We start from the raw sequence: 14,852 nt of genomic DNA on the forward strand, positions 1-14,852 counted from the left end.
GCTGCAAAAATTGATGCCAACCAGGCCCTAATGGGGAAATACGGCTTTTTCTCCACACCGTCGATGGCCTGGAAAAACAATCAGGGTGAATTTAAATCGACTCAAGGCCTGGCGATGGACTTCAAGGAAATTTTTGAACAATAAGATTGGATGAGATATGTCAACTTTGGATCATCCACGGGTACTGTTTGCTTTGGAATGAACCGCTCTGGCATGGAACCGGAGTGGTCTGGCATTAATTGCATTGGGTTTTGTGATTGAAAAATCCAACCTGTTAGTACAACTGGTCGATCATGAACATTATGCATAAAAAATAGCCTATGCACAGTGGATGGGAATTATGGTGATTGTATTCGGTTTGTTGGTCAATATCGCCTCGATCCTGCAATATCGACGGGGGATGGCATCACTGCGATCGCCGGAATTTATTGAAGGTTATTCTTTTTGGTTGCATTAAGAGGAGGGCTAGGCGCAATACAGCTCGTACAGTTTTTGCATCAGGCTCAAGACCTTGGGATCACTCAGACGATAGAAAATCTGTTTACCCTCACGTCGGGTGCTGACCATGTCGGCCTTACGTAGCACAGTCAGTTGTTGTGAAAGTGTAGGTTGATGAATGTCAGTGGATTCTTCAATTTCCTGAACATTCATTTCCCCGTCGACCAGAACACATAAGATTTTCAGACGATCAGGATTGGCTAAAACTTTTAGGCATTGGCTGACGAAATCGACTTGAGAAAAATCAATTTTGGCATTTTCAGCAATCATATCCATAAATGTCCTCACAACTTTTGATGTAGCCCGTGCAGTTTACATAATTTACCATAAAACTGCTTGATTAATATTTTTTATTATATAATATAAAAAAGTATATTGTATAGGGATTAATTCATCATGCATGACTTCCTCATCGCATTTATTGGCGGCTTAATGCTCGGGCTTTCTGTAGTTGGCTATCTTTACGTCAATGGCCGTATTGCAGGGATCAGTGGTTTGATTGGGCAAGTCTTAAACTCAAAAACCATGTTTAAAACACCTGCAATCTGGTTTTTATTAGGCTTAGTCCTCACACCGTTTATTTATGGTCTGTTTGTACAACCTGAAATCGAATTGAATGCTAGCCCACTGATGATGATTGTGGCAGGTCTGCTGGTGGGCTTTGGGACACGTCTGGGTTCGGGCTGTACCAGTGGTCACGGAATTTGTGGCATCAGTCGCCTGTCTAAGCGTTCTATCATCGCGACCATGACTTTCATGTTTGCAGGTTTTGTCGCTGTTTATATTATCCGTCATATCACAGGAGCATTCTAAAATGAAAAATGTGTTTGCCTTTTTATTTGGTGCGCTGTTCTCTGTGGGATTGATGGTATCGGGCATGTCCAATCCGGAAAAAGTACTCGATTTCCTGGATCTGTTTGGCGACTGGGATGCCAGTCTGGCCTTTGTCATGATGGGCGCGATTGCGGTGGCCTTTATTCCCTTCCAGAAAGCATTACGTACGGCGCAACCAAAAACAGTATTTAATGAACCTATTGATTTACCTAAAAATAATCAGATAGATAAAAAACTGATCACGGGTGCGGTTTTATTTGGTGCAGGTTGGGGCATTGCAGGCATCTGTCCGGCACCAAGTTTCACCTTGATCGGTTTGGGCCACTATCAAGTGCTCTATTTTATTGTAGCAATGCTGGTGGGTGTATGGATTCACCGTAAATGGTCAGGAGCTTAACGATGTCAAACTTACCTATAGTAAAAGATTTTTTTCACGAAGATACCAATACCTTCAGTTATGTTGTACGTGATCCTGCGACCAAAGCCTGCGCCATTATTGATAGCGTTTTGGATTATGATCCGGCATCAGCAAGTACATCCACTATTCATGCCGATAAAATTATTGCCTATATTAAAGAGCAGGGTTTAACGGTCGAGTGGATTCTCGAAACCCATGTCCATGCTGACCATTTAACTGCAGCACAATATCTCAAAGCTGAGTTAGGTGGCAAGATCGCCATGAGCCAGAAAATTGGTATTGTTCAGGAAACTTTTGGCGCGATTTATCATCTGGATATTAAACAATGGAATGCTCAGCAGCTCTTTGATTATTTATTTAAAGATCATGAGTCGTTCCAAATCGGAACCTTGAAGGCTTATAACATTCCAACACCGGGACATACGCCTGCTTGTCTGAGTTATGTGATTGGTGATGCGGTTTTTGTGGGTGATACCCTGTTTATGCCAGATTATGGTACAGCACGTTGTGACTTCCCGCGAGGCAGCGCAGAACAGCTTTATGATTCGGTACAAAGCCTGTTTCAGTTGCCAGAAGATACGCGGGTCTTTTTATGTCATGACTATTTGCCTGAAACACGTGAATCCTATGTGTGTGAATCTGATATACAGACACAAAAGACACAGAATATTCATATTCATCAGGGAATCAGTAAAGCTGAATTTGCTCAGATGCGCAACCAGCGGGATTCAGGACTCAATATGCCTAAGCTGATTCTACCGGCAATTCAGATCAATATGAAAGCAGGGCAGTTTCCTGAGCCTGAAGCCAATGGTGTTTCTTACCTCAAGCTTCCTCTTAACTACTTCAAATAAGCTTGTGTCGTGATTCAACAAAAAGTTCAACTTTTATTGAATCATTTTTGTGGATAAGGGAGAGAGCGATGTGGGCATTAATACTGGAAGGATTGGCGATTGGTGGCTTGCTGGGTCTAACCGGTGCTGGTGGCGGAATTCTGGCTGTACCGGCACTGATGGCGAGTCAGGGTTGGACTGTGGCACAGGCTGCACCGGTAGGTTTGTTGGCAGTCACGCTGTCGGCCTTGGTCGGAACGTTCGAGGGTTTATTCAAGCGTATTGTGCGTTATCGCGCTGCGCTCTGGATCGCACTGATCAGTATTCCTACAGCGCGTTATGGCGTGCATCTGGCCGATATCGTTTCTCCGGTCTGGCTGACGCTGGCTTTCAGTCTGGTCATGCTGATCGTGGCTTATCGAATCTTCTTTAATAAAGTGACCGATCATGGCAATGCACCGTGCAAGGTCAATCAATCGACCGGTCGTCTGATCTGGAATGTCAAAACGGCCTCTTTCCTGGCAGGTATTGGTGTTGTGGCAGGTTTATTAACCGGTCTGCTTGGCGTGGGTGGGGGTTTTGTCATTGTTCCAGCCCTGCGTAAATTCACCGACCTTGATATGCGCAGTATCGTTGCGACTTCCCTGATGATTATTTTCCTGATTGGTGGGGTCAGTATTTCTGCACACGTGCTGGATGGCTTTCAATATCCTGTTTCGGTTACGCTGACCTTTGTCCTGGCCTGTATTGTCGGGATGTTAATTGGACGCAGTCTGATGCAGCGGATTGACAGTAACAAGGTACAGAAAATATTTGCCACTACCGTGGTTGGGGTGGCGATGTATTTAATCTATTCAGCGCTCATGGGCTAAAACAGCCGGTTGGGAACTTTAACTCAAGCGCTTTTAATCGACCTGAGCATCGTTTATACAAAATATAATTTTAATAGCCGAGGAAGAATGAAAATGATGAAAACTGCAGAGCAATTGATTCTGAATGCGAAAAGCCAGATTCAGGAAGTAAGTGTAGCTGAACTGTTTGAAGCGATGCAAAACCATAAAACCATTCTGATTGATGTTCGGGAACCGGATGAGTTTCAGGCGGCAGCCATAGACCGGGCGGTGAATTATCCGCGTGGTGTTTTGGAAATGAGAATTCACCAGCATCCTTTAGCCAGTCATCATTGCGATACCCAGCAGGCACTGGAACACCTTAAAGATCAGCCGATCTATTTGATCTGTGGTACGGGTGGACGTTCCGCATTGGCAACCGATACCTTACAAAACATGGGTTTTACCCAGGTCAAGTCAGTTCAGGGTGGTTATCAGGCCTGGCTAGAGCAGGGCTATCCGGTAGAAAAATAAGCCGTTGAATAGGTGAACAACCGTATTGTTGAATGTGAGAAGCAGTGATGAAATACAAAGAATTAACCCAGAACATTTCAGGCAGTTTAAGAACCTTAACTCAAGATTCACCTGATTTAATGAAAAGTTTCAATCAGTTGTCCCAGACCGCAATGCGTGATGGTGTGATTGATCCTAAAACCAAGGAGCTGATTGCCTTGGCGATTGGTGTCGCATCACGTTGTGATGGTTGTATCGGCTTTCATGTCAGAACCCTGGTCAAAATGGGCATGACCCTGCAGGAGCTGGAGGAAGTTCTGGGCGTTGCGGTATATATGGGCGGTGGACCTTCATTGATGTATGCCGCAAATGCACTGGATGCCTTTAAAGAATTTTCCGGCTGATTGGATAGTCAAGTAAATGGAGGGATGAAATGAGTCAGCACTGGAATGAATTGTATGCCCAGACGCAGGACCTGTACGGCACAGCAGCAAACCTGTTTATCCAGGAGGTTACGGAAAAAATCCGGATAGAAGGTAAAACACTGGCAATTGCTGAAGGAGAAGGAAGGAATATCCTGTACCTGGCTGAGCAGGCAAGACAGCATAATTATTCTTTTTCGGCAGAAGTCTGGGATTATTCCGATGTTGCCTTGAAGCATCTGTCTAGCAAGGCCGAAGCCACAGGGATAAAGCTCGAACTCAAAAATGTGGATTTAACAGCAGCGAAATGGCCGTCCGAGCGTTATCAAAACGTGATTTGTGTATTTGGTCATTTCGATACACAAACGCAAAAACAGATTTTAGCAGGCATAAGAGAATCTTTGCTAAACGGTGGATGGTTTATCGGTGAGCTGTATTCCAAGGAGCAGATCAACTACCAAACCGGGGGGCCTAAAAATATCGAATATTTATACGATCCTCGATCCATTCTGGACGTATTTGGGCAGGACCATCTCCATCATTTTTATGTGGGCGAACAAGAAAGGCATGAGGGAAAATTACATTGTGGTAAATGCCATGTTATTCAATTTGCGATACAAGTGAGGAAGTAGAGAATAAGTGAATTGTTAAATGTGAGAGGGCGTTCAAAAATTCTGTGTCAGCCAAATTGGCTAGAGTTTAATTATTATATCATCGAGCCTACCTTCAAGGCCCACAATACAGCAGTGGAGACTGGCAAAGATTCTGTCAGAAGCATAATTTGGTTCTGAGTATGAGTCGCAGAGGCAACTGTTGGGATAATGCTGTTGCTGAATCCTTTTATAGTAGTTTAAAGAAGGAAAGAATTAAAAAGAGGATTTATAAAACATGAGAAATGGCCCGTGCGGATGTGTTTGATTATATCGAGATATTTTACCATCGGTAGGCGTCATTCGCATCTCGATGGAATGAGTCCAGAAGCATTTGAGATAGCTTCAAAATGAAGCTACTTCATGTCTAGGATACTGGGAACAGTCCAAGCTATAGGATTACCCACAGTTTATTGTTCTAATTGATAATATCGTACAAGCTGATCTTTTATTTTAAATCCCTAAAACCACCTGATACGGTTTAAAACCCTCTAATACAGCCTCGGAAACTAATTGAATAAAAGCTTCAGTTTTCCCATAAGCCATCCACTGATCAAGCGCTTCATAGTAAGCTAAGCGATTTTCTACAGTAATCACACAAGGTGGATAACCAGCTTTAAGTAATTCTAGGTTCATTAAAAGACGTGATGTGCGACCATTGCCATCAATGAATGGATGAATGCCAACAAAATCAGCATGTACTTTGGCTGCACGTTCAATTGGATGGAGTTTATGTGCGTCGCTGTTATACCAATCGATCAGTTGAGCCATCTTGTCATTTAATAATGTGTAATCAGGCGGGGTAGACGTAGCACCTGATATCAGAACGTTTTGCTGACGATAACGTCCAGCATTATCATCAATATTCTTTAAGATAAGCTGATGGATATTACGAATTTGCCACTCAGAAAAAGGCTCCTCTTTCCGAATGATATCTTCAACATAGTAAATTGCATTTCTATGGTTGATCGCTTCGAAGTGTTCTCTTAATGCCTTTCCACCAACAGTAATTCCTTCGAGTACTACTTTTGTTTCTAGCAGGGTGAGGGTATTACCTTCAATTGCATTTGAATGATAGGTCCAACGGACAATAAGATCTTCTTGTAAATTTTTTACAATTGATAGAGAAAGAGGGCGATGTTGATCTAATTTTTTCTTTAAATCATCAATAGTTTCAAACATTACCTTATCCCTGAATTTGTCTTAGTCGATAATACATGAAAAAAGAAATATCAGAAATGTAGTGATATATCATTACATTTTATTGATTATAAAAGTAGTAATTGGAAGGCTTCCAGTATTCTAGACACAAGACAGCCTTATTTCGAAGATACATTCTTGTTCATTTCACCCATACATCTATGGCATGTTGTAGATGACTAGTTTTGACATAAAGCGTTGCACCTGATGGACCTGCCTGAAATTTAGCAGCACTATTGAGGGGAAGACGGACCCACGAACCTGCTGGATATATTTCAGTGCCGCAAAATAATTGACCTTTAATAATGAACAATTCAATCCCTTGTTCTGATTTCTCTACGAAAATTTGATCAGGTTCTAGCTTTTCTAAATAGGTCTGCTCATGTTCAGATTGAAATAGCGGGCATATCATCCGACGTTGGGTAAGCTTCCAATTCGCTAAGTCATTGGTGTTAATCCGGGTTGGTTCTCTCTCATGTTCAGTCATTTGCATCAGTTTCACAAAGATTAAACAACCTGCTTTACTGGAAACCCGATGAGTTGAATGATGGGGGTTACGTAAATACCAGCCTGCCGGATAATCATCTTCAGCATTCTCGGTAAAAATGCCTGACAATATGAGGACTTCTTCACCCAAAGGATGTTGATGTTCAGGAAAGGCAGATTCTGGTGCGTATTTCACAAGACTAGTTGCACGTGCTTTCTCATCGCCAATACGATCAAGCATCATTCTATCGACTTCACCTCCTGGAGATTTTACCCAATGGTAATCCTCTGGCTTGATGATGACGGGTTGTGAGAAGTCGGCATGAATAAACATAATGTTGTCCTGTAATGAAGAAACCTACGTATTTTAACGAGAATGCACAGGTTTATTTTAAAAGAAATAGCGATTAGTGAGCTCACTGTTTCAGAAAAGATAAGCATGTTGATAGCAGATATTACTCACTAAGCTATGAAATATTAATATTTTAGAGTTTAATCAACTGTGCTTTGTTTTTACATCAATGAGGAATGGCATGAAATATCAACCGCCTTATACGATCACCTCTAAAATTATTCACTTGATTGCACAAATTAGTGAATCAATAGGGCGTTTGACTGCATTAACTCAAATCCAAGATAGCCTTAAATTGCGAAAAGCCAATCGTATTCGAACGATTCAAGGGTCTTTAGCGATAGAAGGAAATACCTTGAGTACAGAGCAAATCACAGCGATCCTGAATGGCAAGACCATTATCGCTCCACCTAAAGAAGTTCAAGAGGTACGTAATGCCCTAAAGGCATATGAAGAAATTCAAGATTGGAATCCTGATCAAGAATCGCATTTGCTGAAAGCACATCAAATATTGATGACAGGACTGATTGATGAAATTGGACAGTATCGTCATGGCGGTGTTGGTGTGATGTCAGGGGATCGAGTCGTGCATATGGCTCCGCCTGCAAATCAAGTCCAGCGTTTAATGAGAGAGTTATTACAGTGGTTGGCTGAAGGTAATGAGCACCCATTAATTCAGAGTTCAGTATTTCATTATGAATTTGAGTTTATACATCCATTTGCTGATGGCAATGGGCGGATGGGGCGTTTATGGCAAACTTTAATCTTAAGCCAGTGGAATCCTATTTTTCTCAACATCCCTGTAGAAAGCTTGATTTATCAAAACCAAAAAGCTTATTACGATGCATTGCAAGCGAGCACAGATCGTTCAGATTCTGCACCTTTTATTGAATTTATTTTGCAGATGATTCTAGATGCAATACTTAGTTCTGATGCCAGCGATCAAGATACCGCTCAAGCTAGCGTACAAGTTAGCGATCAAGTTAAACGTCTCATCCAGAATATGGAGCAGAAAGAATATAGCTTAACTGAGCTTATGGCTCTATTGGACTTGTCCCATCGAGCCACATTCCAAAAAAATTATTTAACTCCAGCATTAGAAGCAGGTGTGATTGAACGTACCCTTCCTGATAAGCCTAAGAGTCCTAAGCAAAAGTACAAATTAAAAAATTGAACTGTACTGGAGTTGATGTGATTATTAATATAATAATGAGCTAATTGAAATGTTATAACATTACATTTATTTCTAGGTGTAATTTGCTGCTATAATGCCGTACGCCACTTCAAATCCGAATTCAGGATTTGAACAATATTTTAAAGTGATTCAATGCACTAAATCTAATTTGGGTCAAAATTGGGTCAATGAATTTTTTTATTCAATAAAAGAGCTTTAAAATTAATGAGTTAGGTTTTGAGTTCAATTGACGCCACCTCCACCAAAATTCTTGTTATAAATCAGCCGCTTAATTGAGTGGCTTTTTTATTTCCCACACTTTTGCCACATTTTCATTCCAAGAATTTTCGAGTTTGGTGAATTCTACACAGTGCTTGTCACTGTTAATTTTGCTATTTCCTGTTTGTTCTTATCCCCATGTAGCCATTTTGTATATCGTTTAATCAGCATTTGTAGGCTGTGTCCAAGCTGGTCGGCTACAAACATTGGATTAACACCATCCATCAGTAACATCGTCGCATAGGTATGCCTTGCGTTATAGGCTGGACGATGGCGAATCTGACAGGCTTTCATAGCGGTGACAAGACGCTCTCTAGGTGGCTTCTCGTTAAAAAACGGTTCTTTGGTTTGGGGACAAAGCATTAGATAGTCAGATGTGTAACCTTGATCTTTCTTAAATTGGATCAGGGACTTTAAGGCTAAGCTAGACCTTTCATTTAAATATACCTCTCTAGAGGTATGAGTCTTGGTCACTTTTTTCTCTAAACCTCGTACACGACTTTTAGTGACTTTAAAAGTACCGTTGAACCAATCGATATCACTCTCTCTGAGTGCGATCATTTCAGATGGGCGACACCCAGTCCAAAAAGCAAGTTCAAAGTACCAACGGTAGAATCGATCTTCGTATTCTAAACTTTGATCTAGCCACTTCAGTAGTGATTCCATTTCTTTACGTGTAAAAGGATCTGGTGTTTCAACTTGCACTTTACGATTTTTAATCTTATTCATTGGGTTTTCAGAAATAATATTATGTTTAACAGCTAGTTCTAAAACCCCTCTTAACGGAGTTGCGCAATTGTTAAAGGTCTTGGCAGTTTTAAAATCACGATTGATGATGACTTCTTCTATATCTTCAGTTGTGATTTGTTTAATCGGTGTCAGTGCAAAATAGGGCATCCAGTGGCATTCTAAAATCTTGCGATAGCCATTTTTAGAGTCCTTATTAGCAACTGAAAACTTTAAAAACTTTTGAGCGACATCTTGGAATAAGATTTGCTCATCGTTTTCAGATTCGATTTCTGATATGTCTATACCTTTAGCTTCAGCAATATCCTTTTCAGTTAAAATTCCCCAATTAGCTTTTTTCTTTAAGTCACTTCTAATTTGAGAGGCCGTACGGATCCCCTCCGCAGTTGGTGGATGCGGGAGCGTGATGAAGTAGCGTTGCTTGTTGGATGTAAAATTGATTTCGAGCGAACCTTCTCTGATTCTGACTCCGGCTGGAAGCGCTTTTGAGTTTGCTCTGTCAACCATTGGTTATAACCTCTTAGTGAGTAGTAAATATTTCCATCTTGTTTGGTCCAAACAAAATTTTCAGGCCATTTTTTTCGTCGATGAGTGAGCTTTTGCTCTTCGATACCGGTTAGTTTTGCAAAAACTGAGGCATCAACCCAATCGATTGGAGTGAGACCAAATTCTAACAGTGCTTCTATAATTTCGTTGTCCATAAAATCACGTTGCTGTCATTAAACTGAAGTTTAAGCGTTATGTATGCCCGTTTATAAATTATAAAGAAGACATAGATAATGGTTGATGTAGTGACGATAACAGCTTTTTGAAATCGAATTTACGATTGGTCTAAAACATCAAAAAAATGGTTTATTTTTAAAAAATATGCCGGACTTATCATAAGAACGAAATTGGTAGATAGGGTGTATCTATGTTCTAGAGAATGTTTTTTGAAGCTAATCTGAACTACCAGATAGATGTTTATTTCTGTTAGACGGAAGCTTGATCATCCACTTAACTATTTTAATTGCATGAGCTCATCACTATTACTCGCCATAAAACCGATCAAGAAATCAGTCCAAGTTCAGTTGTCTATCGGACGGCTAAGAGCTTATTAATAAATAGGTAAAACCTATAATTTATTCACCTAGATTTAGGGACTTTTGAAAAATGTGACACAGTTCAAAACTGTACGTTACACAGCAAAAAACTGTCCGTTTCATCCAATCTCTTCATTTTTTTAATAGTGTTACACGACAAAATTTTGTGCGTTACACGGCAAAAAAATCGATGTTACATGACATAAATTAAAATTTATAAAATCAATAATTTATATTTTTTCAATTGGGTTTGAGGAGCTTTTTATTAGAGCTATTTTATCCTTAATATCGATTTTTTCATGCTTTTAACGAATAGAAGATGAAGCAAGGGTAATTCTCTAAAATTAGTCATCATATTTTAGGCCTAAAAACTATTACTTAGTCAATTCAGCTCAATTTGTATCGATCTTATCTATTTTTATTCTTCGATTTTCTGAGTTAACTCAAAGCATTTTTAATAAAAAATCAACGAAATAAGACGGTTGAAGATCTGTTTTTTCGCATTTGTTTATCATCAAGGGTGTGCAGGGAAAATCTTTCAAATTTTGGAAAGAACTAAGCAAGCCTACCTGTAGCCACAAAATTTCTTCGAAATTTTATGGCTACAGGGACTTGTCAGGGGCGACCCCCTGAACCCCAAACAAACTTCAATTCATATGAGGTGAATGATGAAAAAATCAAAACGCGATATTACGAAACGACTTCGTTTTACAGTTGAGGATGCAAAACGGTTAGATAGCTATCTTGTAAAGAACAAATTTACGTTTACTGATTTCACGCACTATTTAATTAAGAATGAATTAGATCGGTTAGATATATTGTGTAGTGAAAATGAGACTTTTGTTGAAACGGAGGTCAGCAATAGTCATGTCGATTTGCCAGTTCGACAGAGGAGACGGGAAAAATTTAATATTACTGGTCGTCCAGCTCCAGAGGTTGATCCTCAGCTATTAAAAAAATTAGGAGGTATTGGGCACAACGTGAATCAGATTACACGTTCGCTCAATATTATTTGTAAGTATCAACCCGATGTTATGCAGCAGTTTTCTTTTATAGATTGTCTTGATGTTTTGGCAGATATTCAGTTGCAGATTCATAAATATTTACCTGAAATCCCTCAATATACGATTTCAGAAAAACGCGTAGCGTATAACAGTTCAAAAGTACAAGGCTCAATAGAAAAAGTTGAGTATACATCATGATTATCAAATTTTTACCGGTCGGCACTGGAGATCCGAAGCTGGCAGTTTCATATTTGATTGGTGAGCTAGATCATAACGGTGATAGGCGAGCTGATGTAGAGATTTTAGCTGGTGATCCATTTACCTTTTCTGCGCTTGCAGAGAGTGTGTCTTTTAAATATTGCTATACATCTGTTGTGATTGCGTGGTCACCGAAAGATCTCGTGACCGATGAGCATATCAGTGAAGTAGTATCTGAATTTCAACAGCACATTGGGGCTGGGCTTGAGCTTGATCAGTATCACATGACGGTCGTCATGCATAGTGAGGAAGATGGTTCAAGACATTTACATATATTAATACCTCGCGTTGAACTGAGAACTGGAAAATCATTTAATGTTGCCCCGCCGGGGCACCGACACTATTTTGATCCACTACGGGATTACTTTAACTATAAATACAGTTGGTCTAGACCTGATGACGTTAAAGGTTTGGATTCGAATGGGCTTGATCAGCATGTTCATTTACACAGTGTAGAAGATATCAAAGCAAATTTAGATGGAAAAACAGACCAAAAGTGGAAAAAGGATGAGCGGGTTGAATTGATTGATCAATTTATTCATCAACAGATTACGTTGCGGAAAATCAATAATCGTCATGAATTAGTTGAATGTTTAAAACAGTTAGGCAATATCACTCGACTAAGTGCGAACTATATTTCTCTTCAACATGAAGGTGCGACAGATAGACTCAAAGGAAAATTTTATGGAGCAGATTTTTCATTTTCAGACTATCAACTTAAGCAAAAAAGAGCTTTGCAAAATAATATTGCAAGCGAACCACAGCTCATGACGTATGAAGAGTGCTTGAAGAAGAGGGATGAGTGCTTCAAAGAAATGCATCGTGTTAGAGCAAAACGTGCTGACTATAACAAAAAATATTATCAGCCCAAACAGTCAAAAAATCGAGCCATAGATCATGACTTAGTAAATGAAGATCTTTATATAAATTCAATGATCAAAATGTTGATTCCCTCAGATCAAATTAATCATGAAGATATTTCTCAAACTTATGATCTTCACAAGAGAGATGTCGAGCAAACCAAGCAAAGTCAGAGCTTATTATCAACCTCAGATGGAATGAGTATGTCTGATGAAATCAATGGCATGTTTAAGCTAAGTGAAAAATTTGTTCCTGAGCCACCATCAACTTCTAGCCCAAACCTCAGTGAAGTGGAACTGAAAGCTCCAAAAACAGATTTTGGGCCAAATAAAGCAGTTGAGGCGAATAACTACTCAATTTCAAAGACCCCGCAAATTTTTTGGGAAATTGACCAAATCCAACATTCTTTAAATTATCAAGCATCTAAATCAATGATAGGAGTTAAGTATGAGAGATACACCATTACAAGCACAGAAAAATCAATTACTAGCACAGCAGAACACTGTGATCAGCGAATTGAAGAACTTGGTGAGCGTACTCAAAGACGAAATCGATCAACACAAACAGGTGATTGCAGCACAACAGAGTTATATCAACTCACTGAAGCAGTCAGAGATGCAACAGAAGCAAGAACAAGAGCTTACGAGGAAAGAAAACTTGCTTTTGAGCAAGAAGTTGAAAGATATGAATTCGAAGTTAATCGAGCAAGACAAGATCATCAAACTTTATCAAGAAGAACTCAACAAAGAAGTTTCATGGAAAGAGCTCATCGAATATTTAGAGACACTAAAGTCAGAGTTAGAAACACATTGCAAGATATTATTAAAAGTCTCATATCTGAGGCCCCTCGTACAGGACGAGATAGATGGCGTTTTAAGACCATATCTGAAAGGGCTGAAGCAATTGGAGTCGATCGACTGGTCAACATTGCAAGACAGCGAACTGAGCGTAGGCAACGTATTGAAAACGTTCAACGATTTAAACAAGAAATAGAGCTAATAAAACAGCGGTCGGCTAAAAATAGGATACAGCATACAATCACTGATGTTTTAGTCGAAGTGGGGAAATCATTTACGGAACTGGATTTAACGGAAACTAAGCGTCTGGCTGGTTGTGCAGAAGTCTTTTTACAAGATTTTACTTCATCTGACACTATCAACGATGATCCAGATTTGTATCTTGATGGTTATGAATTTCATCTTGAGCGATGCGTAGAATCACTTAAGCAACAACTCAATAATAAAGTTTATATAGGAAGTGATTTAGAAGTATTGAAACAGTTTGCGATGACTGTTGAAACGCATATAGATCAAATCAAATCAGATACGTTATCTCAATCTTCACTAATCTTTTATCAAAATGCTCAGTTAAAAGTAGCTAAATTAGTTCAAGATTTTAGAGCTCATATTGTGCAGGATAAAACAAATGTGAGTGTAGAGTCAGTAGAGCAAGCTCAAATGATGAGTCAGCTTGATACTGGTCTCAAGAATGTTCAAAAGGATCATATTGATAGTACGTATATTGAAAGAGACGATGGACCAAATTTTTAGTAATGAACATTAAATGATGAAATTGGGAGCTAAAAGGCTCCCAATTTTTTAGGGGTTATTTTGAATATTAAGGAAGCCCAAGCTGCTCAGGTGTATGCCAAAGCATTTTCATATGCCCCAATTGATCTTTTAAATATGCGACTTTTTGGATCACATAATTTCTTTTACTGATCCATTCATCGAGGCGAGCATCATCATGATGAATATCCACTTTATATTGTAATAGGTGCTTGTATAAGCCACGTTTTTCAGCAGACATGGCATTTAAAGCAGAATCTGGAGCTACAGGATTTAAAGGTTGGCTTAAGCCTGCCGTTGCAGCGACTTTAGCTTTTTTAATAACAAAAGGTTGCGTAACAGAAAGCTTAGAGGTTGCATGGGGCTTTGGAATGACCTCTGTGTCTTGTGATCCGGCTGTGGCTAACTTTACATCTGATTGATCAATATGTTCGGGCTTTTGAGAGTCTTTTAACAAACTGCTTAATTTGCGGTAGTTAATCGTATAGAAATTAGTTTGAAGCCACTTATTTTGTGCGAGTTTTTTTACGATCAGGATTTCAGCTTTTTTTAATTTACTGACAATGCGTTTGATCGTCGAAACACTGTAAAGACCTAGTGTTTCAGCCCACTTCTCATATGTATGATAGAAGAATTTTTGTTGTTTAATGCAGATTGCATCTTTGCTTTGAAGACAATAATGTAGTTTTTGTAAGAACATTGCAGAGGGTAATCCGTATTGTACTGCAAGCGTAGGAGAGGCGATTAGAGGATAATCACCTTGCACGAGGGCGTTCAAAATTCTGTGTCAGTAAATTTGACTAGATTTTAATTATATCATCTAATCGACCTTCAAAGTAAATG

At 39.5% G+C, this 14,852-nt stretch carries 16 protein-coding genes and 2 pseudogenes; 13 read left to right on the forward strand and 5 right to left on the reverse strand.

Annotated features, from left to right (window positions below):
- Both MTX11_RS15530 and MTX11_RS16650 read left to right on the forward strand, forming a co-directional pair.
- A pseudogene (locus tag MTX11_RS15530) lies at nucleotides 1–144 on the forward strand (thiol:disulfide interchange protein DsbG); the annotation flags it as partial.
- A 64-nt stretch (nucleotides 145–208) separates the two neighbouring features.
- Nucleotides 209–310 (forward strand): YidH family protein, encoded by a 102-nt coding sequence (locus MTX11_RS16650; protein ID WP_289844973.1) that lies wholly within the window; start codon nucleotides 209–211, stop codon nucleotides 308–310.
- Between the two features lie 155 nt (nucleotides 311–465).
- Here the strand turns inward: MTX11_RS16650 and MTX11_RS15535 are convergent, their stop codons facing one another.
- Nucleotides 466–774: an ArsR/SmtB family transcription factor gene (locus tag MTX11_RS15535; RefSeq protein WP_005251415.1), complete on the reverse strand. Its 309-nt coding sequence runs from the start codon at nucleotides 772–774 to the stop codon at nucleotides 466–468.
- Between the two features lie 120 nt (nucleotides 775–894).
- Here MTX11_RS15535 and MTX11_RS15540 point away from each other — a divergent pair, with 120 nt between their 5' ends.
- The 8 genes and pseudogenes from MTX11_RS15540 to MTX11_RS15575 form a co-directional block, all read left to right on the forward strand.
- Complete coding sequence (locus MTX11_RS15540) at nucleotides 895–1,311, forward strand: YeeE/YedE family protein (protein ID WP_005247059.1); 417 nt, start codon at nucleotides 895–897, stop codon at nucleotides 1,309–1,311.
- 1 nt (nucleotide 1,312) lies between these two features.
- Nucleotides 1,313–1,729 (forward strand): DUF6691 family protein, encoded by a 417-nt coding sequence (locus MTX11_RS15545; protein WP_005404969.1) that lies wholly within the window; start codon nucleotides 1,313–1,315, stop codon nucleotides 1,727–1,729.
- Between the two features lie 2 nt (nucleotides 1,730–1,731).
- Nucleotides 1,732–2,604: an MBL fold metallo-hydrolase gene (locus tag MTX11_RS15550; protein WP_005247056.1), complete on the forward strand. Its 873-nt coding sequence runs from the start codon at nucleotides 1,732–1,734 to the stop codon at nucleotides 2,602–2,604.
- 68 nt (nucleotides 2,605–2,672) lie between these two features.
- Complete coding sequence (locus MTX11_RS15555; RefSeq protein ID WP_005247055.1) at nucleotides 2,673–3,455, forward strand: sulfite exporter TauE/SafE family protein; 783 nt, start codon at nucleotides 2,673–2,675, stop codon at nucleotides 3,453–3,455.
- A 96-nt stretch (nucleotides 3,456–3,551) separates the two neighbouring features.
- On the forward strand, nucleotides 3,552–3,947 hold the full coding sequence (locus MTX11_RS15560; RefSeq protein WP_032051543.1) for a rhodanese-like domain-containing protein: 396 nt from the start codon (nucleotides 3,552–3,554) through the stop codon (nucleotides 3,945–3,947).
- Between the two features lie 47 nt (nucleotides 3,948–3,994).
- Complete coding sequence (locus MTX11_RS15565; protein ID WP_005247053.1) at nucleotides 3,995–4,330, forward strand: carboxymuconolactone decarboxylase family protein; 336 nt, start codon at nucleotides 3,995–3,997, stop codon at nucleotides 4,328–4,330.
- Nucleotides 4,331–4,359: 29 nt separating this feature from the next.
- On the forward strand, nucleotides 4,360–4,980 hold the full coding sequence (locus MTX11_RS15570; protein WP_005247052.1) for a class I SAM-dependent methyltransferase: 621 nt from the start codon (nucleotides 4,360–4,362) through the stop codon (nucleotides 4,978–4,980).
- A gap of 95 nt (nucleotides 4,981–5,075) precedes the next feature.
- Nucleotides 5,076–5,352, forward strand: a pseudogene (locus MTX11_RS15575) (IS3 family transposase); the annotation flags it as partial.
- 99 nt (nucleotides 5,353–5,451) lie between these two features.
- On the opposite strand, the gene MTX11_RS15580 reads toward MTX11_RS15575, so the two are convergent.
- Nucleotides 5,452–6,180: a Fic family protein gene (locus tag MTX11_RS15580; protein ID WP_016659400.1), complete on the reverse strand. Its 729-nt coding sequence runs from the start codon at nucleotides 6,178–6,180 to the stop codon at nucleotides 5,452–5,454.
- A 160-nt stretch (nucleotides 6,181–6,340) separates the two neighbouring features.
- Nucleotides 6,341–7,018: a cupin domain-containing protein gene (locus MTX11_RS15585; RefSeq protein ID WP_005262448.1), complete on the reverse strand. Its 678-nt coding sequence runs from the start codon at nucleotides 7,016–7,018 to the stop codon at nucleotides 6,341–6,343.
- A 199-nt stretch (nucleotides 7,019–7,217) separates the two neighbouring features.
- Between MTX11_RS15585 and MTX11_RS15590 the strand changes: the two genes are divergently transcribed.
- On the forward strand, nucleotides 7,218–8,210 hold the full coding sequence (locus MTX11_RS15590) for a Fic family protein (protein WP_129716578.1): 993 nt from the start codon (nucleotides 7,218–7,220) through the stop codon (nucleotides 8,208–8,210).
- Between the two features lie 363 nt (nucleotides 8,211–8,573).
- On the opposite strand, the gene MTX11_RS15595 is transcribed toward MTX11_RS15590, so the two are convergent.
- Complete coding sequence (locus tag MTX11_RS15595) at nucleotides 8,574–9,743, reverse strand: tyrosine-type recombinase/integrase (protein ID WP_243475533.1); 1,170 nt, start codon at nucleotides 9,741–9,743, stop codon at nucleotides 8,574–8,576.
- Between the two features lie 1,243 nt (nucleotides 9,744–10,986).
- Here MTX11_RS15595 and mobC point away from each other — a divergent pair.
- Both mobC and MTX11_RS15605 read left to right on the forward strand, forming a co-directional pair.
- Nucleotides 10,987–11,520 (forward strand): plasmid mobilization relaxosome protein MobC, encoded by a 534-nt coding sequence (mobC, locus tag MTX11_RS15600; RefSeq protein WP_243475534.1) that lies wholly within the window; start codon nucleotides 10,987–10,989, stop codon nucleotides 11,518–11,520.
- Entirely contained in the window at nucleotides 11,517–13,991 is a 2,475-nt protein-coding gene (locus MTX11_RS15605) for a relaxase/mobilization nuclease domain-containing protein (protein ID WP_243475535.1), read from the forward strand. The genes mobC and MTX11_RS15605 overlap by 4 nt, the downstream gene beginning before the upstream one ends.
- Before the next feature lie 67 nt (nucleotides 13,992–14,058).
- Here MTX11_RS15605 and MTX11_RS15610 read toward each other — a convergent pair whose 3' ends face one another.
- Nucleotides 14,059–14,775, reverse strand: a complete 717-nt coding sequence (locus MTX11_RS15610) for a hypothetical protein (RefSeq protein ID WP_243475536.1) — start codon at nucleotides 14,773–14,775, stop codon at nucleotides 14,059–14,061.
- Between the last annotated feature and the right edge of the window lie 77 nt (nucleotides 14,776–14,852).

The organism is Acinetobacter lwoffii, from assembly GCF_022809915.1.
In the GTDB taxonomy this organism is placed as follows: domain Bacteria; phylum Pseudomonadota; class Gammaproteobacteria; order Pseudomonadales; family Moraxellaceae; genus Acinetobacter; species Acinetobacter lwoffii_M.